Source organism: Streptomyces sp. NPDC005423 (genome assembly GCF_040606415.1).
Classification (GTDB): domain Bacteria; phylum Actinomycetota; class Actinomycetes; order Streptomycetales; family Streptomycetaceae; genus Streptomyces.
The window spans coordinates 258,138-278,926 of the sequence record NZ_JBEXET010000002.1 but is presented as its reverse complement, the minus strand read 5'-3'; the positions used below and the strand labels follow the sequence as shown (position 1 = coordinate 278,926).

Sequence of the window (20,789 nt, the reverse complement as noted above, 5' to 3'; positions counted from 1 at the left end):
CAGCACCACCATGTCGATCGACGTCAACAACGAGTCCGGAACCGAGGTCGACGAGCAGGCGATCCTCGACATCGCCCGCTACGCCCTCGCGCGGATGCGCATCCACCCGCTCTCCGAGCTCTCGGTGATCGTCGTGGACGCCGACGCCATGGAGCAGCTGCACATGCAGTGGATGGACCTGCCCGGGCCGACCGATGTCATGTCCTTCCCGATGGACGAGCTGCGTCCGCCGAGCAAGGACGACGCCGAGCCGCCGCAGGGGCTGCTCGGTGACATCGTGCTCTGCCCGGAGGTCGCCGCCAAGCAGGGGGCGGAGGCCGAGACGCAGCACACCATGGACGAGGAGCTCCACCTGCTCACCGTCCACGGTGTGCTGCATCTGCTGGGCTACGACCACGACGAGCCCGACGAGAAGGCCGAGATGTTCGGTCTCCAGGCGGCCATCGTGGACGGCTGGCGCGCGGAGAAGGGCCTCACCGGCCCCTCGCCGGCCCCGACGGTCTCGTAGGCACGTACCTCATGAGTGTGCAGATCGTCCTCGGGGCCGTCGCCCTGGTCGTCGTCGCCTGGCTCGCCGCCTGTGCCGAGGCGGGCCTCGCCCGTGTCTCCAGCTTCCGCGCCGAGGAGGCCGTACGGTCCGGCCGGCGCGGCAGCGCCAAGCTCGAACGGGTCGCCGCCGACCCGACCCGCTATCTCAACGTCGCGCTGCTGGTGCGGGTCGTCTGCGAGATGGCGGCGGCGGCGCTGGTCACCTACGAGTGCCTGCGCGGGATCCACGGGACGGCTCCGGCCCTGCTCGCCGCGATCGGCGTCATGGTCCTCGTCTCCTACGTCGCCGTCGGGGTCTCCCCGCGCACCATCGGGCGCCAGCATCCGCTGAACACGGCGACGGCGGCGGCGTACGTGCTGGTGCCGCTGGCCCGGATCATGGGACCGGTCCCCTCGCTGCTGATCCTCATCGGCAACGCGCTGACTCCCGGCAAGGGTTTCCGCCGGGGGCCGTTCGCCTCCGAGGCGGAGCTGCGGGCGCTGGTGGACCTCGCCGAGAAGGAGTCGCTGATCGAGGACGACGAGCGCCGTATGGTGCACTCCGTTTTCGAGCTGGGCGACACCCTGGTCCGTGAGGTGATGGTGCCGAGGACCGACCTCGTCGTCATCGAGCGCTTCAAGACGATCCGGCAGGCCCTCACCCTGGCGCTGCGGTCGGGGTTCTCGCGTATCCCGGTCAGCGGGGAGAGCGAGGACGACATCGTCGGGATCGTGTATCTGAAGGACCTGGTCCGCAAGACGCACATCAGCCGGGACGCCGAGTCGGAGCTGGTGTCGACGGCGATGCGGCCGGCCGCGTTCGTGCCGGACACCAAGAACGCGGGCGATCTGCTGCGCGAGATGCAGCAGGAGCGCAACCACGTGGCGGTCGTCATCGACGAGTACGGCGGTACGGCCGGCATCGTCACCATCGAGGACATCCTGGAGGAGATCGTCGGCGAGATCACCGACGAGTACGACCGTGAACTGCCGCCGGTCGAGGAGTTGGGCGACGACCGCTACCGGGTCACCGCCCGCCTGGACATCGGTGACCTGGGCGAGCTGTACGGCTTCGAGGCGTACGACGACGAGGATGTGGAGACGGTCGGCGGGCTGCTCGCGAAGGCCCTCGGCCGGGTGCCGATCGCCGGCGCCTCCTCCGTGGTGGAGCTGCCCGACGGGCGCGAGCTGCGGCTGACGGCGGAGTCCTCGGCGGGCCGCCGGAACAAGATCGTGACGGTGCTGGTGGAGCCGGTGGAGCCCGTGGGCGCGGGGGTCTCGCCGGAGGAGGGGACGAGGGCGGAGTGAGTCCGGAGGAACTGCGCGGTTTCTGTCTCTCCTTCAACGCGGCGGTGGAGGAGTTCCCGTTCAACCCGGAGACGTCCGTCTTCAAGGTCCTGGGCAAGCTGTTCGCCCTGACCAACCTGTCCGCGCTGCCCCTCACGGTCAACCTCAAGTGCGGGCCGGAGGACGCGGTCCGGCTGCGGGGGGAGTACGAGGGGCTGATCATCCCCGGCTACCACATGAACAAGCGGCACTGGAACACGGTGACGGTCGACGGCCGCCTCCCGGACCGGCTGGTGCGGGAGCTGGTCGAGGACTCCTACGACCTGGTGGTGGCGGGGCTGCCGCGTGCCGACCGGCTCCGGCTCGACCGCCCCTGAGCCGCTGTCTGCGAGCTGCCCCGGAGGAGTCCCTGAGCGACCGGGGCGCCTGGCTCCTCCGTATGCTCGGGGTATGACCGACAGCAGCGCGCTCGACCCCGAGGACCGCAAGATCGTCACCCTGGCCCGTTCCGCGCGGGCCCGCAACGGTGTGCCCGAGGGGGCGGCCGTGCGGGACGAGACCGGCCGGACGTACGTCGCCGGGACCGTTGCCTTGGAGTCGCTGCGGCTCAGCGCGTTGCGGACGGCGGTGGCGATGGCGGTGGCGTCCGGGGCGACGTCGCTGGAGGCGGCGGCGGTGGTGACGGAGGCGGAGTCGGTGCCGGCGGAGGACCGGGCGGCCGTACGGGATCTGGGCGGGCCGGGGACGCCGGTGCTGGTCGCCGGTGCCGACGGGGTGGTCCGCGCGACGGTCACCGCTGGCTGAATCCCGCAGGGCCGGATTGCCCCTTGCCGTGGGTGTCCTGTCCGCGCATCAATTGAAAACGTAAGTTCCGACGGGCCGTCAGATACTAGCTCGCGTGGCGCACCGCACCGCGTCCGTGAGCCGAATCGGTCCATCCCCACATGGCATTCCCAGACACGGGAAGGGAGCCGGAATCTCCATGAAGGCGAAGCGAATCGGAACAGGTGCGGCAATGGCGACGGGGGTCCTCGCGGCCACCGCGCTGGCGTTCGCGCCGAGTGCGGCCGCCGTCACCCCACTGACGGCGACGATCAACGCCAACTGCGGCATCTTCGGCGGCGGTGCCGCCACCCTCACGGCCACCCAGAGCGGTACCTCGGCCACCATCACCGTCACGTCCTCCATCAAGGCGCCGATCGCCCTGGCGAAGGACTCCATCGCGTCGACGTTCACGTTCGTGAAGGCGAGCGGCGGCACGACCGTGTTCAGCGGTACCAAGAACCCGGCGATGGCGACGGGCGCCGCTGTCACCGTCGGTCCGCTCAGCGGCACCGTGGCCTCGGGCGACAGCCTCCAGGCGTACGGCGGCTCGCTGAAGATGACCATCTTCGGTGTCCTGGTCACCTGTACGCCGACCGCGGCACAGTCGCCGGGGCCGTTCGTGTTCAGCTGAGCATCCCCAAGTGGGCCGTCAGTTCCCGCAGTCGCGGAGAACTGACGGCCCATCAGTTTGTTTGGGCGTCTCCATTGACTTCTCGCGCGATCCCCACATCAATGCCCCCTGTCGGCGCAGACGAGCCGCTGCGCCCACAGTCCTCAGGAGGAGGGGGCACACCATGGCTTCGACAATCCGAAGACGCCGATGGGCATCGTTGCTCGGGGTGACCGCGCTCGCGGTCACCGCGGGCGGTGCGCTGGCCTGTCCGGCGGGCGCGTCCACGAACGTGGACTTCGCCACGCACTGCATCCCGCCCGCGATCGCGGGCCTCCCGCCGATCGACGGCACCACCACCGCGAGCATCGCGGTGGACAACACCAGCCCGAAGGTCGGCGACACGGTCACCGTGACCTACACGGTGGTCAAGCCCGCCGCCAACAACCCGACCGCCCTCGACCTGCCGGCCGACATCATGACGCCCACCGGAAAGGTCACCCTCGGCGGTGCCCAGACCGGCAGCTTCACGGTCGCGGGGCCGAAGAAGAACGACCCGGTGCCGGGCAACGGCACCTTCCCGTCCTTCTCGATGACCGGCACCTTCACCGTCACCGACCCCGGCGCGATCACCCTCTCGCCCGGTGACTACAACATCCACACCAGTTACATCCTGGAGCTGGACACTCCCTGCTCGGTCACCGACCCGCCGGCCCCGGTCTCCGAGACGATCACCGCGACCGCCGGCACCCCCGTCAACACCCGTGCCATCAGCCTGGGTTCGGCCTCCGGAAACGCCGGTGACAGCGTCACCGTCAGCGGCAGCAACTTCACACCGGGCGCCCCGGTCACCCTGGCCGGCCGCTCCGGGACCGCGCAGACCGCGGACACGGCGACCGCCACAGTGGGCACCGACGGCACCTTCAGCGGTTCGCTCACCGTCAACGACAAGACGACGACCGGGATCGTGGCGTACGAGGGAAGCGCCTGGAGCGCGGATCTCGGCGCGGGACCGGCCGCCTACGTCGTGAACGACACCACGCCCGTCCCGCCCGGAAGTCAGAAACTGACGACCTCCGTCAAGGCGGGCACCCTGTCCATGACGCAGGCCGGTGACACCGTCGCGCTGTCGGCGGTCGACTTCGGCCAGGGCGGGGCCTCCACGGGCGCGCTCCAAACGGTGACGGTCAAGGACTTCCGCGGCGGACCCGCGGGCTGGTCCCTGACCGGCAAGGTCACCGACTTCACCGGACCGGGCGCCAAGATCGATGCGGGGCGGCTGAGTTGGGCCCCGGCCTGTGCCACCAAGGCGGGCAGCCCCTCCACCTGCCAGGCCGGTTCCAGCGGCGCGGTGGGCGGTTCGGGAGCAACCCTCGCCTCCACCCCGGACGGTACGGCCACCGGCGGCGAGTTCACCGTCGATGCCGGACTGTCCCTGGACGTACCGGCGTTCACGCCTCCGGGCTCGTACTCCGGTGTGCTCACGCTCACGCTCACCTGACGCACTCGACGCACCTGACGCACCTGACCGTTCGACTCGCCTTCCGGTGGCCGGGCGCCCCGTACGGGGACCGCACCCGCCCGACCACCCCGACCTCGCCCGTGGGGGGTCCGCACCCATGCGCAAGCCGTCCGTCCTCCTCCTGAGCCTCCTCCTCGGCCTCTTCCTCGGGCCCCTCGCGACCCCGTCCCACGCGGCCGACAACGGCAGTTGGTCGGTCTACCCGGCGGCCTCGCGGATCGCCGCCCGGCCCTACTTCTACCTCTCCGCCGACCCCGGCCAGACCATCCGGGACAAGGTCGTCCTCGCCAACAAGACGGCGAAGCCGCTCACCTTCCGGCTGTACGCGGCCGACGCCTACAACACCGCGCGCGACGGCGGCTTCGCGGTGCGCACGATCAAGGAGCGGATGCGGGGCGTCGGCGCCTGGGCCACGCCCGCGCGGTCACGGGTCACCGTCCCCGCGCACCGGTCGGTCACGGTCCCGTTCACCCTGCGGCTGCCCGAGGGCGCCGAACCGGGCGACCACCCGGGCGCGTTGGTGGCCCTCGACGAACGAATCGACCCCGGTTCCGGATCACTCGCCCTCGGCGTACGGCGGGCCGTGGGCGCCCGGGTCTACCTGCGGGTGAGCGGGCCCACGCTCCCGGCGCTCGCCGTCGAACACGTCCGGGTCGTCCACCACCAGCCGCTCGTCCCGGGCACCGGCGACAGCGTGGCGACCATCTCGTACACCCTGCACAACACCGGCAACGTCACCGTCGACCCGAAGGTGACCCTGAAGGCGGAAGGCCTCTTCGGCCGTACGCTCCTGTCGCGCGGTCTGACCCGGATCCCCGCCGAGCTGCTGCCGGGACAGCGCGTACGGCTCAGCGAGCCATGGCGAGGAGCACCCCAACTCGACTGGGGGGACGTTACGTTGACCGCCAGCGCGCAGGGCACCAAGGAGTCGTCGAGCGCGTCGTTCTTCGCGCTGCCGTGGCTGGCGGCCGTGGTGCTGCTGGCCGCCGCGGGCGTCGGCGGGACGCTGGCGGTCAGGGCGTTCAGAGCGCGTCGGGCCCGCGCTCACCCGTCCGTACCCGTACGACTGTCTCGACCGGCACGGACCACACCTTCCCGTCCCCGATCTTCCCCGTCTGCGCGGCCTTGACGATCGTGTCGATCACGGCGTCCGAGTCCGCGTCCTCGACGACGACCTCGATCCGCACCTTGGGGACCAGGTCGACCCGGTACTCGGCGCCGCGGTACACCTCGGTGTGGCCGCGCTGCCGGCCGTAGCCGCTGGCCTCGGTGACGGTCAGCCCGTGCACGCCGAGCTCCTGGAGCGCCGTCTTGACCTCGTCGAGGCGGTACGGCTTGACGATCGCGGTGATGAGCTTCATGCCTGGGTGTTGACCTTCTGGGCGGTGGAGGCGGAGTGGAAGGAAGAGCCGACCGGGGCTCCGTGGCCCAGGACGCCGTGATCGTATGCCGACTCGGCGTGCACCGTAAGGTCGAGGCCGGTCTGTTCGTGCTCCTCGTCCGCGCGGAAGCCCATCACCCGGTGCAGCAGCCTGCCGATGCCGTACGTCATGAGGAAGGCGTACGCCCCGACGGCCGCCACGGCGGCCAGCTGCCTGCCGAGCTGGGCGAGCCCGCCGCCGTAGAGGAGGCCCTCGCTGTGGCCGGTCATCTCGCGGACCGCGAAGACGCCGATCAGCAGGGTGCCGATGACGCCGCCGACCAGGTGGACGCCGACGACGTCGAGGGAGTCGTCGTAGTTCAGCCGGAACTTCCAGCCGACCGCGTACGAGCAGACCGCGCCGGCGGCGACGCCGACGACCAGCGCGCCCAGCAGGGAGACCGAGCCGCAGGACGGGGTGATGGCGACCAGGCCCGCCACCGCGCCCGACGCCGCGCCGAGGGTCGTCGGGTGGCCGTCGCGGCGCTGCTCGACGAAGAGCCAGCCGAGCAGGCCGGTGCAGCCGGCGGCGAGGGTGTTGAGGAACGCGGCGGCGGCCAGGCCGTTGGCGCCGAGCGCCGAGCCCGCGTTGAAGCCGAACCAGCCGAACCAGAGCAGCCCCGCGCCGAGCATGACCATGGGGAGGTTGTGCGGACGCATCGCGTCCTTCTTGAAGCCCAGCCGCGGGCCCAGGACCAGGCAGAGCGCCAGTCCCGAGGCGCCCGAGGTGATTTCGACGGGCAGGCCGCCCGCGAAGTCGAGGGCGCCGAGCCGGTGCGCGATCCAGCCACCCGGGCCCCACACCCAGTGGGTGACCGGAACGTATACGAGCAGCGCCCAGACCGGCACGAAGACCAGCCACGCGCCGAATTTCGCCCGGTCGGCGATCGCGCCGCTGACCAGGGCGGCGGTAACGATCGCGAAGGTGAGCTGGAAGGTGGCGAAGAGCAGGGTGGGGACGCTGCCCCGCACGCTGCGCGGGCCGAGGTCCGCCATGCCGGCGTGTTCCAGGCCGCCGATGAGACCGCCGCCCAGGTCGTGGCCGAAGGCGAGGGAGTAGCCGCACACCAGCCAGACCACCGTCACCAGGGCGATGGAGACGAAACTCATCATCAGCATGTTGAGGACGCTCTTCGCGCGGACCATGCCGCCGTAGAAGAGGGCCAGGCCCGGGGTCATCAGCAGGACGAGGGCGGTGGCGGCGAGCAGCCAGGCGGTGTCGCCCGTGTCGAGGTGGGTGGCGGCCAGGATCACGGTCACTCCATCGGTGTGGGGGCTCGACGAAGGTTCACCGCTCGGCGTTTCCGGTTGCGTACGGATGTGTTTCCGCGATGTTTCGTTGCGTGGGGGTTACCGGAAGCTCACCGGACGGGGTGTGTGCGGACTGTTGTGCGGCGGGGGCTTGTGGATCAGGGACAATGGGCGCCATGAGCGTTCGTAATCCGTCATCCAAGCCGTCCGAGGCCTCCCACCGCGCCGGCTTCGCCTGCTTCGTGGGCCGCCCCAACGCGGGCAAGTCCACCCTCACGAACGCTCTGGTCGGCCAGAAGGTGGCGATCACCGCGGACCAGCCGCAGACCACGCGGCACACCGTCCGGGGCATCGTGCACCGGCCCGACGCCCAGCTGATCCTGGTCGACACTCCCGGCCTGCACAAGCCGCGCACCCTGCTCGGCCAGCGGCTCAACGACATCGTGCGGACCACCTGGGCCGAGGTCGACGTGATCGGCTTCTGCCTGCCCGCCAACGAGAAGCTCGGTCCGGGCGACCGGTTCATCGCGAAGGAACTCGCGTCGATCAAGAAGACGCCGAAGATCGCCATCGTGACCAAGACCGACCTGGTGGACTCCAAGACCCTCGCCGAGCAGCTCATCGCGGTCGACCAGCTCGGCAAGGAACTCGGCTTCGAGTGGGCCGAGATCGTGCCGGTCTCCGCCGTCGCCGACCAGCAGGTGGACCTGCTGGCCGACCTGATCGCGCCGCTCCTGCCGGAGGGCCCGCCCCTCTACCCCGAGGGCGACCTCACCGACGAGCCCGAGCAGGTCATGATCGCGGAGCTGATCCGCGAGGCCGCGCTGGAGGGCGTCCGCGACGAGCTGCCGCACTCCATCGCCGTCGTCGTCGAGGAGATGCTGCCCCGCGAGGACCGGCCCGCCGACCGCCCCCTCCTCGACATCCACGCCTTCGTCTACATCGAGCGCCCCAGCCAGAAGGGCATCGTCATCGGCCCCAAGGGCAAGCGCCTGAAGGAGGTCGGCATCAAGTCCCGCAAGCAGATCGAGGCGCTGCTGGGCACCCCGGTCTTCCTCGACCTGCACGTCAAGGTGGCGAAGGACTGGCAGCGGGACCCCCGGCAGCTGCGGAAGCTCGGGTTCTAGGCGAGTTCTGGGCGGGTCTCCCGGGCCGGGCTTCCGGCCCGGGTGGTCCGGTTCGAGCGGACCGGCCCGCGGATGACGGAAGGCTTCGTGGGCCGCCGGACGCCGGGGCGCTGTGAGGTCTACTCCACACCCCTGATCCGCCGCACCAGCAGCGCCCCCGCCAGCCCGATCACCGCCGACACCAGGTACAGCGTCCGGTAGCCGCCCAGGTACGTCACGATCGGCGCGGCCAGGGCGGGGGCGGCGACCTGCGGCAGGGCGTTGGCGACGTTGATGACGCCGAGGTCCTTGCCGCGGTCCAGGGCCTTGGGGAGTACGTCGGTCATCAGGGCGAAATCGACCGAGGTGAAGACACCGAAGCCGACGCCGAGGACCGCCGCCGCGACGATCGCGCCCGGCCAGGTCTGCCAGCAGGCGAGCAGCGCTGTCGCCACCGCCATCAGTACGCCGGACCAGATGACGAACGGTTTGCGGCGGCCCGTCCGGTCCGACCAGACCCCGCCGACCACGACGGTGGCGAGCAGGGTGAGGCCGTTCACCGCCGTCAGGACGAGCACGCCCTGACCTGGGTCGTCGTGATGGAGGCGGTCGCGCAGGTAGTAGAGGAGGTAGAGCAGCACCAGCGCGTTGCTCAGGTTCATCAGGAAACGGGTCAGCCACGCCCAGCCCAGGTCGGGGTGGCGGCGTGGACTCAGCCAGAAGCCGCGCAGGAAGCCCGGCCAGGACCACCGCGGGCTTTCCGTGGCCGGCAGCCGCAGGTCCTGGTAGCGCCAGACGTACGGCACCACCCCCGCCAGCGTGCACACCGCGCACGCCGCGTAGCCGGCCCCGATGCCCCCGGCGGCCGTCGCCAGGCCCGTCCCGCCGACCACGCCGAGGATCTGCGCGGCACCCAACCAGCCGCCCACGGAGCCCCGTTGGAGTCTGGGCACCCGGTCGGGGACGGCCGCGGTGACCGCCGCGAAGGCCGCGTTCAGGGTCAGCTGGACGAGGCACCAGCCGGCCGCCATCGTCCAGACCCCGCCCGCTCCCGCGAGCAGCAGCAGCGACAGCGCGCCGCCCGCCGCCCCGGCCACGATCCACGGCGTACGGCGGCCCCGGCGCGCCGTCGTGCGGTCGGAGAGCGCCCCGAAGAGCGGATTGGCGACCAGCGACACCAGCGCGCCCGCGCCGGTCACCCACGCCAGCATCGTCTCCTTCGACATCCCGGAGCCGGGCGCGAAGTCCCCCGCCTGCGAGGCCAGCAGGATCTGCAGGGGGCCGTACCAGCCCACCCAGATCGCCCCGTTGGCGAGCGAGAGCGCCGACGTCCAGCCCCGCCCGACGCGCTCCACGGGCTCCGCGAGGGCGTCCACGGCCCGCCCGGTCGTGGTCATCTCTGGGCCCGCAGCATGTCCCGGAACCACGCGTACGACGCCTTGGGGGTGCGCTTCAGCGTCGGGTAGTCGACGTGCACGAGCCCGAACCGCCGCTGGTAGCCCTCCGCCCACTCGAAGTTGTCGAGCAGCGACCACACGAAGTACCCGCGTACGTCCACGCCCGCCGCCAACGCCCGGTGCAGCGCGCGGACATGCCCGTCCAGGAAGGTGATCCGGTCCTGGTCGTCGAGGCCCTCGTAGGAGCAGCCGTTCTCGGTGACGACGACGGGCGGCAGCCGGTCGCCGTAGCGTTCACGGAAGCCGGTGAGGAGTTCCGTCAGCCCTTCGGGGACCACCGGCCAGCCGAAGTCGGTGACCGGCACGCCCTCGATCTCCCGTACCGAGAAGGGGAGTTCGGCGGGCAGGGTCAGTCCGCCGAACTCGATCTCCGCGCCCTGCGGAGCGCCCACCCGGGTCGGCGCGTAGTAGTTCACGCCGTACCAGTCGATCGGTTCCGCGATCACCTTCAGGTCGGCCTCGACATCGCCGGGCATCAAGTCGCCCAGTCCGCCCGGGTATTCACCCAGCAGCAGCGGGTCGGCGAAGAGCCGGTTCAGCAGCAGGTCGTAGAAGTCCGCCGCCTCGGTGTCCGCCGGCTCGTCCGAAGCGGGCCAGGTCGGTCCGTGCGAGTTGGCGATCCCGATGTCCCCGGCCCCGGCCGCGCGCAGCGCCCGTACGGCGAGGCCGTGGGCGAGCAGTTGGTGGTGGGCGACCGGCAGCGCGTCGAACAGCAGCTTCCTGCCGGGCGCGTGGGCGCCCAACGCGTGGCCCAGCAGGGTGTGTTCGGCCGGTTCGTTGAGGGTGATCCACTTCCGTACCCGGTCGCCGAGCCGGTCCGCGACCACCGACACGTACTCCGCGAACCGCGCCGCGGTGTCCCGGTCGAGCCAGTCCTCGGTGACCGGCAGGTCCCAGTGGAAGAGGGTCGGGACCGGCCGGACGCCCGCCGCGCACAGGTCGTCGACGAGCCGGTCGTAGAAGTCGAGGCCGCCGGGCGAGTTCACCCGCGGCCAGGAGACCGAGAAGCGGTACGCGTCGACGCCGAGGCCGGCCAGCAGGGCGACGTCCTCGCGGTGGCGGTGGAAGTGGTCGCAGGCCACCGCCGCCGTCGAGCCGTCCTTCACCCGTCCCGGTGCGGCCTCGAAGGCGTCCCACACGGAGGGGTCGCGCCGGTCCGCCGCGCCCTCGATCTGGTGGGCCGAGGTCGAGACGCCCCAGAGGAAGCCGGCCGGGAACCGGGGAAGCGGGTCGCCCGCATCAGTCGCCATGCGCCGGATCATGCGTACCGGCGGTAAGGGGTGTCAACCAGTCTGCGAGAAGGGGTGGTCGCGGTGTGGCGGATCGGGGCCCGTCACGCGCCTTCCTTCAACACCCGTGAGATGAGCGTGCGTTGCTCCTCGGTGAGCCGGGGGTCGGCGGCGTAGACCGTCGTCCCGTCCACCGTGATCCGGTAGCTGAAGCCGTCCGGGACACCTTCCGGAGGCGTGCCCCGGCCGGCGGCGATCACCCGCTCGGCCAGGGCCCGCCACTCGGGCGCGTCCGGCCGCCCCGAGATGTCCACCTCGGCACGGCGCTCGATGCCCGCGAACCCGCCCGTGCGCCTCACTTGAATACGCATGGGTCCTGTCTAGTACGGAAACGGTGTCTTCACGAGACGGCCGGGGCGGGCGCGGCCGGCGGGGTCGACGCGGCCGGTGCGGTCGGCACGCCGACCTGTTCCCACGCCTTGAGCACGGCCTGGAGCTCGTCGCCCTCGTGGTAGCGGGCCTTGGCCGCCTCGACCGTGAGCTGCGCGAAGTCCGCGAAGAGGGCGTCCTTCTCCAGTCGGCCGCCGGTGAGCACGTCGTACCAGACCTGCCCGGCCCGCTCCCACGCGTTGCCGCCGAGGGCCTCGGCGACGAGGTAGAAGGCGTGGTTGGGGATGCCGGAGTTGAGGTGCACCCCGCCGTTGTCCCGGCCCGTCCTGACGTAGTCCTTCATCGTCGCGGGCTGCGGGTCCTTGCCGAGGGCGGGGTCGTCGTACGCCGTGCCCGGGGCCTTCATGGACCGCAGGGCCACGCCGTGCACCCGCGGGGCGAGCAGCCCGGCGCCGATCAGCCAGTCGGCCTGGGCCGCGCTCTGGCCGAGCGCGTACTGCTTGATGAGCGAGCCGAAGACGTCGGAGACCGACTCGTTGAGCGCGCCGGACTGGCCGTAGTAGGTCAGGTTGGCGGTGTACTGGGTGACGCCGTGGGTGAGTTCGTGGCCGATCACGTCGAGCGGGATGGTGAAGTCGAGGAACAGCTCGTTGTCGCCGTCGCCGAACACCATCTGCTCGCCGTTCCAGAAGGCGTTGTCGTAGTTGACGCCGTAGTGGACGGAGGCGTCGAGCGGCAGGCCGCTGCCGTCGATGGAGTCGCGGCCGTAGGCCTTCAGGTACAGCTCGAAGGTGGCGCCGAGGCCGGCGTACGCGCGGTTGACGCTGGCGTCCCGGCCGGGCTGGGAGCCCTCGGCGCGGACCTTGCGGCCCGGCAGGTCCTGCTTGTGCCGGGCGTCGTAGATGGTGCGCCGCGGCTTTCCGCCGTCGCTGCCCGCGGGGGCGGCGACGGACGGCGCGCCGATGACCGTGGTCAGCCGGCGGTGGGTGCGCTCGTAGGCGTCGCGCTCCAGGGTCTGGCGGGCGGGGCCGGAGAGGGCCGGGTCCTCGTGCTGGGCGAGCTTGTCGAGGACGTGCGGTGGGACGATCGTGCAGAAGACGGGCTCGAAGCCCCCGTTGGTCGTCATGCCCGGCACCCTGGCACCGAGTGACGCCGGTGTCACTAGGGGCAACCATGATTGGTGAAATAGGCGGACATTCGTCACGCTCCCGTAACGCAGCGTGGTATGGAGTGCTCTTTGCCCCGGTTGGTCACTTTCCGGCCGAGCGGTCCCGCATACTGATACGGCCCCCCGCACGAAGCGCGGCTCCGCTAGGCTGCGGAGCATCATGCGTATCGGGCTGCTTCTCCTTAGCTGCCGCGGCGAGGGCCTGTAGTCGAGGCCGACCCCCTCCCCGCGGAGTCTGGCGTTGCGCCGTCGGCCGTCCTTCAGGACACCACGAGGAGCCCACGCATCATGGCCCACCAAGCCAATCGCCAGCAGCCCACGTCCATGCCGGTCCACAAGTACGGCCGTTACGACCAGGTCGACATCCCCGACCGCACCTGGCCCGGTCGGCGGATCACCGCCGCTCCCCGCTGGCTCTCCACCGATCTGCGCGACGGCAACCAGGCGCTGATCGACCCGATGTCGCCGGAGCGCAAGCGGCGGATGTTCGACCAGCTGGTCGCGATGGGCTACAAGGAGATCGAGGTCGGCTTCCCGGCGTCGGGACAGACCGACTTCGACTTCGTCCGCTCGATCATCGAGGACGAGGGCGCGATCCCGGACGACGTCACGATCTCCGTACTGACCCAGGCCCGCGAGGACCTGATCGAGCGGACCGTGGAGTCGCTGAAGGGCGCCAGGCGCGCCACCGTGCACCTCTACAACGCCACCGCTCCCGTCTTCCGCCGGGTCGTCTTCCGCGGCTCCAAGGAGCAGATCAAGCAGATCGCGGTCGACGGCACCCGGCTGGTGATGGAGTACGCGGAGAAGCTGCTGGGCCCGGAGACGGAGTTCGGGTACCAGTACAGCCCCGAGATCTTCACCGACACCGAGCTGGACTTCGCGCTGGAGGTCTGCGAGGCGGTGATGGACGTGTGGCAGCCGGGTCCGGGCCGCGAGATCATCCTCAACCTGCCCGCCACGGTGGAGCGTTCGACACCGTCGACGCACGCGGACCGGTTCGAGTGGATGGGCCGGCACCTCTCCCGCCGGGAGTACGTGTGCCTGTCGGTGCACCCGCACAACGACCGCGGTACGGCCGTCGCCGCCGCCGAGCTGGCCCTGATGGCCGGCGCGGACCGGGTGGAGGGGTGCCTGTTCGGGCAGGGCGAGCGGACCGGCAACGTGGACCTGGTCACGCTGGGCATGAACCTGTTCTCGCAGGGCGTGGACCCGCAGATCGACTTCTCCGACATCGACGAGATCCGCCGGGTGTGGGAGTACTGCAACCAGATGGAGGTCCACCCGCGCCACCCGTACGTGGGCGATCTGGTCTACACGTCCTTCTCGGGTTCGCACCAGGACGCGATCAAGAAGGGCTTCGACGCGATGGAGGCGGACGCCGCCGCCCGGGGCGTCACGGTCGACGACCTCGAATGGGCGGTGCCGTACCTGCCGATCGACCCCAAGGACGTGGGCCGCTCCTACGAGGCCGTGATCCGGGTCAACTCCCAGTCCGGCAAGGGCGGTATCGCCTACGTCCTGAAGAACGACCACAAGCTGGACCTGCCGCGCCGGATGCAGATCGAGTTCTCCCGGCTGATCCAGGCCAAGACGGACGCCGAGGGCGGCGAGGTCACCGGCGGTGCCATCTGGGCGGTGTTCCAGGACGAGTACCTGCCCAACCCCGGCAACCCCTGGGGCCGTATCCAGGTCAAGAACGGCCAGTCGACCACGGACAAGGACGGCGTCGACACCCTGACGGTCGAGGCCACCGTCGACGGCACGGACACGGTCCTCACCGGCTCCGGCAACGGCCCGATCTCCGCCTTCTTCGACGCCCTCCAGTCGGTCGGCATCGACGTACGGCTGCTGGACTACCAGGAGCACACGATGAGCGAGGGCGCCTCCGCGCAGGCCGCCTCCTACATCGAGTGCGCCATCGGCGACAAGGTTCTGTGGGGAATCGGGATCGACGCGAACACGACACGTGCGTCGCTGAAGGCGGTCGTCTCGGCCGTCAACCGAGCGGCCCGCTGAACCAGCCCGACCGGGGGTTTATCCGCGTTCCGAGGGCCCCGTCCGCCGAACTCCGGCAGGCGGGGCCCCGTCGTCCCCGTCGTTTCTCGGCCATTCCGTGTGCGGGTAACGGAAAGGTCTCTTCCCGGGTACTGACTCCGGCTCCACAATGTGGCTAACATCACGCCTGCGTGGCGATGTTGCCGCGAGGTTACGGAGGTGCGACGTGCTGCCAGTCAGCGGACGAGACGGCCGGGACGGCCGAGTTGCCCACGAGGGCCGTGCGGCGCGCGTTGTGGGCATCCGTACCGCGTGGACCAGCGTCGGGGACGGCGAGTTCTTCTGCCCCGAGTGCGGGGGCGACCGCAACTACCAGCGGCTCACCGGGCGCCGCCGTCTCACCCTGCTCGGCCTGCCGGTGCTGCCGCGCGGCGAGACCGGCCCGGTCGTCGAGTGCGCCGCCTGCGGGCGGCACTTCGGCACCGACGTCCTCGACCACCCCACCACCAACCGCTTCTCCGCGATGCTCCGCGACGCCGTCCACACGGTCGCCCTCGCCGTCCTCGCCGCAGGCGGCTCCTGCGCCCGTACGTCCCTGGCGACCGCCGCCGGCACGGTCCGCGCCGCCGGGTTCCAGGACTGCACCGAGGAGCAGCTCGGCGCCCTCGTCGAGGCCCTCGCCGCCGACACCGGCCGGGTCTTCGGCGAACCCTGCGTGGCCGGCCTGACGATAGAGCTGCACGAGGCCCTCGACCCGCTCGCCCCACACCTCGCCCCGGCCGGCCGGGAGGCGATCCTCCTCCAGGGCGCCCGGATCGCCCTCGCCGACGGCCCCTACACCCCGGCCGAACGCGACGCCCTGGTGACGGTGGGGGCCGCCCTCACCCTCTGCACGGACGACGTGACCCGGCTGCTGGCGGCGGCCCGCACCCCCTCGTAGGACACGCTCCCCGCAAGGGGGCGCGACGGTGGGCGTGCTCCACGGGACGGGGACGGCGGGGCCGTAGGAGAGGACCGGGTTCCGGCGGGTCGGAGTCCGGGACCCGCCCGTCACAGCAGCCCCGCCGCCGCCAGGAACTTCCCCACCTCCGCCACCTCGTCCCGTGTCAGCGGGACCTGCGGCTCGGCGGTGGCAGGAGAGTCGATCACCCCGAGCAGGTGCAGTGCCGCCTTGAACGCCCCCAGCGCCGACGAACTGCTCCCCATCCGCGCGGGATCACCGACGTGCACCATGCCGAACAGGGCGCCCAGCCGCTCCTGTTCGGCGCGGGCGCGGTCCTGGTCGCCGGCCCGGCAGAGCCGGTCGAGACGGACGTATCCCTGCGGGTCGACGTTGGCGAGGCCGGGCACCGCGCCGTCCGCGCCCAGCGCCAGCGCCGAGTCGACGACCAGTTCCGAGCCGGTCAGCACACTGAACCCGGTGATGTCGGGCCGCCCGCGCGCACCGGTGACGACCGCGCGGAAGGCGCCCAGGTCGCCGCTGGAGTCCTTGAGCCCGGCCAGCACGCCCTCGGCGGCGAGCTCCAGCACGACGTCGGCGGGCAGTTTGGTGTGCACGGCGACCGGAAGGTCGTAGGCGATCACGGGGACCGGTGAGCCGGCCGCGACGAGGCGGTAGTGGCGGGCGATCTCCGCCGGATGCGTGCGGGTATAGAAGGGCGCCGTCACCACGACCGCGTCCGCGCCGGCCGCCGTCACGGACGCGACATGGTCCAGGACCCGGGGCGTCGTCATGTCGATCGCCCCTGCCAGCACCGGGAGTTGACCGCCCACATGCCCTACGACCGTCTCGACCACCGACCTGCGCTGCCGGTCCGTCAGGTACACCGCCTCCGAGGTCGAGCCGAGCAGGAACAGGCCGTGCACCCCGCCCGCGACCAGATGGTCCACCAGCCTCAGCAGGGAGCGGACGTCCACCTCGCGGTCCGGTGTCAGGGGCGTGCAGACGGGCGGTACGACACCGGTGAGCGGGGCGGGGAAGGTCATCAAGGCTCCCTTGGGCGGCTTTGGCGAACGAGGTCGCGGGTCGGCAGGTCCTCCTCCACAGGATGGTGGCAGCGGTAGCGGTGCCCCGGCGCCGACGCGGCCGAGAAGTCCGGCAGGACGGCCGCGCACACCTCGTCGGCCCGCCAGCACCGGGTGCGGAACGGGCAGCCGCTCGGTGGACGGGTCGCCGACGGCACCGGCCCGGTCAGCGGGATCGGGTCGATCGGGTGCAGCAGGCCGGGCGTGGCGGAGAAGAGGGCGCGGGTGTACGGGTGGCGCGCGCTGTCGGTGACCCGGCCGGCCGGGGCCTCCTCGACGATCCGGCCCAGGTACATGGTGATCACACGGTCGCTCATCCGCCGTACCGTCTGGATGTCGTGGGAGACGAAGACCATGGCCAGGCCCAGGCGTTCGCGCAGGTCCAGCAGGAGGTTGAGGATCTGGGCGCGGACCGACACGTCCAGGGCGCTGGTCGGCTCGTCGGCCACCAGCAGCGCCGGGTCGAGGGCCAACGCCCGTGCGATGGCGACGCGTTGGCGCTGTCCGCCGGAGAGCTGTCCGGGCAGGGCGTCGGCGAGGGCGCGCGGAAGACCGACCAGGGAGAGCAACTCGACGACCCGGGCCTCCCGTTCCTCGCGCGTGCCCCGGCGGTGCACGTCCAGCGGATCGCGCAGGATCCGCCGGACGGTGAGCCGGCGGTTCAGGGCGGTCGAGGGGTCCTGGAAGACCATGCCGACGCCGGTGCCCACGGCGGCCCGGCGTTCGCCGTCCGGCATCGTCCACAGGTCGCGGCCCCGGAAGGCCACCGTGCCGGCCGTGGGACGCTCCACGCCGACCAGCACCCTCGCCAGGGTCGACTTGCCGCAGCCGGACTCGCCGACCACGCCGACCGTCTCGCCGGCCGCGACGACGAGATCGGCGCCGGTCAGGGCGTACACCCTGTCGCGGCTCAACAGGCCGCCGCTGCGCGCCCGGTGGACGACATGGGCGTCGCGGAGTTCGGCCAGCGCGCTCATGGGACCGGCTCGCTCTCCGTCGTCACCAGGTCGATCGCGGGGTGGTGGCAGGCCGCCCGGTGGCCGCGGGTGCCCCGCAGGGCGGGCGCGGTCGTACGGCAGAGGTCGCTCGCCGACGGACAGCGGTCCGCGAACCGGCAGCCCGCCGGGAAGTCGGCGGGGGAGGGGACGACTCCCTTGATCTGGGTCAGCCGTTCGGCCGCCGACTCCAGGGACAGCACGCTGCCGAGCAGGCCGCGCGTGTAGGGGTGGGCCGGTGACTCCACCAGGTCGGCGGTCACGCCCGTCTCGACGATCTGCCCGCCGTACATCACCGCCACCCGGTCGGTGACGTCCGCGACGAGCGCCAGGTCGTGCGAGACGAGGACCAGGGCGAAGCCCAACTCCGCGCGCAGCCGCAGCAGTAGCTCCATCACCTGGGCCTGTACGGTCACGTCCAGGGCGGTCGTCGGTTCGTCGGCGACGAGCAGCCGGGGGTCCCGGGAGAGGGCCATGGCGATCAGGACGCGCTGGCGCTGGCCGCCGGAGAGCTCGTGCGGGTAGCTGCGCAGGGTGCGTCCGGGGTCGAGGCCGACCGTCGTCAGCAGCTCTTCGGGGGTACGCCGGCCGCCGCGCCGCAGGACCTGCCTGAGCTGGGCGCGGACGGTCATCGCGGGGTTCAGCGACGACAGGGCGTCCTGGTGGACCATCGCCATCTCGTGGCCGAGGAGGGCCCGCCGCACCCGCGCCGGCTCGCCCGCCAACCGCCGCCCGTCGAACCGGACTTCGCCGCTGACCCGGGCGCCCCTGGGTTCCAGGCCCAGCACGGCGAGCGCGGTCAGCGACTTGCCGCAGCCCGACTCGCCGACCAGGCCCAGGACTTCGCCCGGCCGCACCTCGAAGCTGATCCCGTCGACGACGTCCACGCCGTGGTGGTGGCCCTCGAAGCCGATGGCGAGGTTCTCGACCGCGAGCAGCGCCGGCCCGTCCGGGTCGGGCAGCGGGCGGGCCCGGGAGCGCAGCCGGAGCGCCGCCTCCGCCAGACCGGGCAGCGGGAGCACCTCGCCACTGGCCGGCCGGGGGTCGGCGAGCGGGTCGGCGAGCGGGTCGGTGTCCTGCCGTACGTCCGGCGGTACGGCCTGCCGTCCGTCCACCTCGCGCGGCGCGGGCGCGGCCCACGCGTCGGAGACGCCCTCGGCGAGGATGTTCAGCGACAGGACGGTGACCAGCATCAGCAGTCCCGGGAAGACGGTCGCCCACCAGCCCCCGGTGAGCACCATGTTCTTGCCGTCCGCGATGACGCTGCCCCAGGACGGGTCCGGGGGCCGTACGCCCGCGCCGATGAAGGAGAGCGACGCCTCGAAGACGATCGCCTCGGCGACCTGCACGGTGCAGAACACCAGGACCGGGGCGGCACAGTTGACGGCCACGTGCCGGGCGACGATGTGCGGGGTGCGGGCGCCGATCACCCGCTCGGCGGTCACGTAGTCCTCGCCGTACTGGTCAAGTACGTTGGCCCGTACGACCCTTGCCACCGGCGGGGTGAAGAGGAACGCGATCGCGCAGGTCAGCACCGTGATCCCGCCGCCGAACACGGCGACCAGGACGGCGGCGAGGGCGATGCCCGGGAACGCCATCACCACGTCCAGGCAGCGCATCAGCGTCTCGTCGACACCCTTGCGGGCGGTCGCCGCGACCGCCCCGAGGAGGGCACCGGCGACGAGCGCCAGCGCGGTGGCCCCCAGGCCGATCGCCAGCGACCAACGGGCGCCGTACATCAGCCTGCTGAGGAGGTCGCGGCCCAGGCTGTCCTGGCCCATCCAGTGCTCGGCCGAGGGGTGGCCGCTGCCGTCGACGGGCAGTCGCTGGTCGAGCGGGTCGTCCGGTGCGAGCAGGGGCGCGCAGAGCGCCACCAGCACCACGAGCGCGAGGAAGCACACCGCGACCCTGGACGGCAGCGGCAGTCGGCGCCGGCCGCGCAGCCGGATCCCCGGCCGGGACAGCACCTCGGCGAGTTCCGCGCGGCCGAACCGAGGGACCCTCAACTCGCCGTCCTCAGCCGGGGGTTGACCAGCAGGTACAGGATGTCGATCACCAGGTTCACGACGACGAAGCCGGTCGCGGTGGCCAGTACCACGCCCTGCACGACGGCCGGGTCGCCGTTCTGCACGGCGTCGATCATCAGCTTGCCCATGCCGGGCAGCGCGAAGACGGTCTCGATGACGACGGCGCCGCCGAGCAGATAGCCGACGCGCAGGCCCAGTACGGTCAGCGGGTTGATGAGCGCGTTGCGCAGCACGTTGCGGCCGACCACGACCCGCGGCGGCAGCCCGCTGCCGATCGCCGTCCGCACGTAGTCCTTGTCGAGCTCCTCGACCACGGACGTCCGGACGATGCGGGTCAGTTGGGCCGCCACCGGGAGCGACAGCGCCAGCGCGGGCAGCGCCATCGTCCTCAGCCAGCCGGTGAGGGAGTCCGCCGGGTTGACGTAGCCGCCGGTCGGGAACCAGCCCCGGCCGACGGCCAGGTACTGGATCATGAGCAGCGCGAGCCAGAAACTCGGGGCGGCCACGCCGGTCAGCGAGACGACGCGGATGATCTGGTCGGGCAGCCGGTCGCGGTGGATCGCGGCGGTCACCCCGCCCACCAGCGACAGCACCACCGCGACGGCCAGCCCCAGGAAGGTGAGCTGGAGGGTGAGCGGCAGCGCGGTGGTGACCTGGTCGACGACGGGGGCCCGGGTCAGCGCGCTGGTGCCGAGGTCGCCGTGGAGCAGGGCGCCCACGAAATGGACGTAGCGCACGGGCAGCGGGTCGAGCAGCCCGTTGCGCTGCCGGAAGTCGTGCAGTTGGCGCGGGGTCGGGTTGGCGCCCTGGAAGAACGCCGACGCCGGGTCGACGTCCGAGAAGCGCATCACCAGGAACACGAAGAGGACGATGCCGAGCAGCAGCGGGACGAGCAGCAGGACACGGCGGGCCAGGATTCTGACGACGGTGACCACGGACGAACTCCTCTGC

At 71.7% G+C, this 20,789-nt stretch carries 20 protein-coding genes; 10 read left to right on the top strand and 10 right to left on the bottom strand.

Annotated features, from left to right (window positions below; all coding sequences use genetic code 11):
• Positions 1-10: 10 nt before the first annotated feature.
• From ybeY to ABZT12_RS05075, 7 genes are all read left to right on the top strand, one after another.
• Positions 11-508 (top strand): rRNA maturation RNase YbeY, encoded by a 498-nt coding sequence (ybeY, locus tag ABZT12_RS05105; protein ID WP_356377438.1) that lies wholly within the window; start codon positions 11-13, stop codon positions 506-508.
• An 11-nt stretch (positions 509-519) separates the two neighbouring features.
• Entirely contained in the window at positions 520-1,836 is a 1,317-nt protein-coding gene (locus ABZT12_RS05100; RefSeq protein WP_356377435.1) for a hemolysin family protein, read from the top strand.
• Positions 1,833-2,192: an MmcQ/YjbR family DNA-binding protein gene (locus ABZT12_RS05095; RefSeq protein ID WP_356377432.1), complete on the top strand. Its 360-nt coding sequence runs from the start codon at positions 1,833-1,835 to the stop codon at positions 2,190-2,192. The genes ABZT12_RS05100 and ABZT12_RS05095 overlap by 4 nt, the downstream gene beginning before the upstream one ends.
• A gap of 73 nt (positions 2,193-2,265) precedes the next feature.
• Positions 2,266-2,619: a cytidine deaminase gene (locus ABZT12_RS05090; RefSeq protein ID WP_356377429.1), complete on the top strand. Its 354-nt coding sequence runs from the start codon at positions 2,266-2,268 to the stop codon at positions 2,617-2,619.
• A 178-nt stretch (positions 2,620-2,797) separates the two neighbouring features.
• Positions 2,798-3,271 carry a hypothetical protein gene (locus tag ABZT12_RS05085; RefSeq protein ID WP_356377427.1) on the top strand — a complete coding sequence of 158 codons (474 nt, stop codon included), beginning with the start codon at positions 2,798-2,800 and terminating at the stop codon, positions 3,269-3,271.
• A gap of 163 nt (positions 3,272-3,434) precedes the next feature.
• Positions 3,435-4,751, top strand: coding sequence for a beta-xylosidase (locus tag ABZT12_RS05080; RefSeq protein WP_356377424.1), 1,317 nt, complete (start codon positions 3,435-3,437; stop codon positions 4,749-4,751).
• Positions 4,752-4,869: 118 nt separating this feature from the next.
• Positions 4,870-5,901, top strand: coding sequence for a DUF916 domain-containing protein (locus ABZT12_RS05075; RefSeq protein ID WP_356377421.1), 1,032 nt, complete (start codon positions 4,870-4,872; stop codon positions 5,899-5,901).
• On the opposite strand, the gene ABZT12_RS05070 is transcribed toward ABZT12_RS05075, so the two are convergent.
• Both ABZT12_RS05070 and ABZT12_RS05065 read right to left on the bottom strand, forming a co-directional pair.
• The gene (locus tag ABZT12_RS05070; protein ID WP_356377418.1) at positions 5,795-6,133 is read right to left on the bottom strand and encodes a P-II family nitrogen regulator; all 339 of its coding nucleotides are present in this window, start codon (positions 6,131-6,133) and stop codon (positions 5,795-5,797) included. The two genes, ABZT12_RS05075 and ABZT12_RS05070, sit on opposite strands and share 107 nt — an antisense overlap.
• Positions 6,130-7,446 (bottom strand): ammonium transporter, encoded by a 1,317-nt coding sequence (locus ABZT12_RS05065; RefSeq protein ID WP_356378103.1) that lies wholly within the window; start codon positions 7,444-7,446, stop codon positions 6,130-6,132. Before ABZT12_RS05065 ends, ABZT12_RS05070 begins: the two co-directional genes overlap by 4 nt.
• A 164-nt stretch (positions 7,447-7,610) precedes the next feature.
• On the opposite strand from ABZT12_RS05065, the gene era reads away from it, so the two are divergent.
• Positions 7,611-8,570 (top strand): GTPase Era, encoded by a 960-nt coding sequence (gene era, locus ABZT12_RS05060; protein WP_356377415.1) that lies wholly within the window; start codon positions 7,611-7,613, stop codon positions 8,568-8,570.
• A gap of 119 nt (positions 8,571-8,689) precedes the next feature.
• Here era and ABZT12_RS05055 read toward each other — a convergent pair whose 3' ends face one another.
• From ABZT12_RS05055 to ABZT12_RS05040, 4 genes are all read right to left on the bottom strand, one after another.
• Entirely contained in the window at positions 8,690-9,946 is a 1,257-nt protein-coding gene (locus ABZT12_RS05055) for an MFS transporter (RefSeq protein ID WP_356377412.1), read from the bottom strand.
• On the bottom strand, positions 9,943-11,256 hold the full coding sequence (locus tag ABZT12_RS05050) for a GH1 family beta-glucosidase (protein WP_356377409.1): 1,314 nt from the start codon (positions 11,254-11,256) through the stop codon (positions 9,943-9,945). Before ABZT12_RS05050 ends, ABZT12_RS05055 begins: the two co-directional genes overlap by 4 nt.
• 83 nt (positions 11,257-11,339) lie before the next feature.
• Positions 11,340-11,606, bottom strand: a complete 267-nt coding sequence (locus ABZT12_RS05045) for a protealysin inhibitor emfourin (protein WP_356377406.1) — start codon at positions 11,604-11,606, stop codon at positions 11,340-11,342.
• A 29-nt stretch (positions 11,607-11,635) separates the two neighbouring features.
• Positions 11,636-12,751 (bottom strand): M4 family metallopeptidase, encoded by a 1,116-nt coding sequence (locus ABZT12_RS05040; protein WP_356377403.1) that lies wholly within the window; start codon positions 12,749-12,751, stop codon positions 11,636-11,638.
• 330 nt (positions 12,752-13,081) lie between these two features.
• Here ABZT12_RS05040 and leuA point away from each other — a divergent pair, with 330 nt between their 5' ends.
• Together leuA and ABZT12_RS05030 are read left to right on the top strand one after the other, a co-directional pair.
• A complete protein-coding gene (leuA, locus tag ABZT12_RS05035; protein ID WP_356377400.1) occupies positions 13,082-14,812 on the top strand; it encodes a 2-isopropylmalate synthase in 1,731 nt (576 codons plus the stop codon).
• Between the two features lie 205 nt (positions 14,813-15,017).
• A complete protein-coding gene (locus tag ABZT12_RS05030; protein WP_356377397.1) occupies positions 15,018-15,731 on the top strand; it encodes a TerB family tellurite resistance protein in 714 nt (237 codons plus the stop codon).
• Positions 15,732-15,841: 110 nt separating this feature from the next.
• Here the strand turns inward: ABZT12_RS05030 and ABZT12_RS05025 are convergent, their stop codons facing one another.
• From ABZT12_RS05025 to ABZT12_RS05010, 4 genes are read right to left on the bottom strand one after another with little or no spacing between them, the layout of a single operon-like run.
• Positions 15,842-16,777 carry a dihydrodipicolinate synthase family protein gene (locus ABZT12_RS05025; RefSeq protein WP_356377394.1) on the bottom strand — a complete coding sequence of 312 codons (936 nt, stop codon included), beginning with the start codon at positions 16,775-16,777 and terminating at the stop codon, positions 15,842-15,844.
• On the bottom strand, positions 16,777-17,793 hold the full coding sequence (locus ABZT12_RS05020) for an ABC transporter ATP-binding protein (RefSeq protein ID WP_356377391.1): 1,017 nt from the start codon (positions 17,791-17,793) through the stop codon (positions 16,777-16,779). The genes ABZT12_RS05025 and ABZT12_RS05020 overlap by 1 nt, the downstream gene beginning before the upstream one ends.
• Positions 17,790-19,817 carry a dipeptide/oligopeptide/nickel ABC transporter permease/ATP-binding protein gene (locus ABZT12_RS05015; protein WP_356377388.1) on the bottom strand — a complete coding sequence of 676 codons (2,028 nt, stop codon included), beginning with the start codon at positions 19,815-19,817 and terminating at the stop codon, positions 17,790-17,792. The genes ABZT12_RS05020 and ABZT12_RS05015 overlap by 4 nt, the downstream gene beginning before the upstream one ends.
• Entirely contained in the window at positions 19,814-20,773 is a 960-nt protein-coding gene (locus ABZT12_RS05010) for an ABC transporter permease (protein ID WP_356377385.1), read from the bottom strand. The genes ABZT12_RS05015 and ABZT12_RS05010 overlap by 4 nt, the downstream gene beginning before the upstream one ends.
• Positions 20,774-20,789 lie beyond the last annotated feature (16 nt).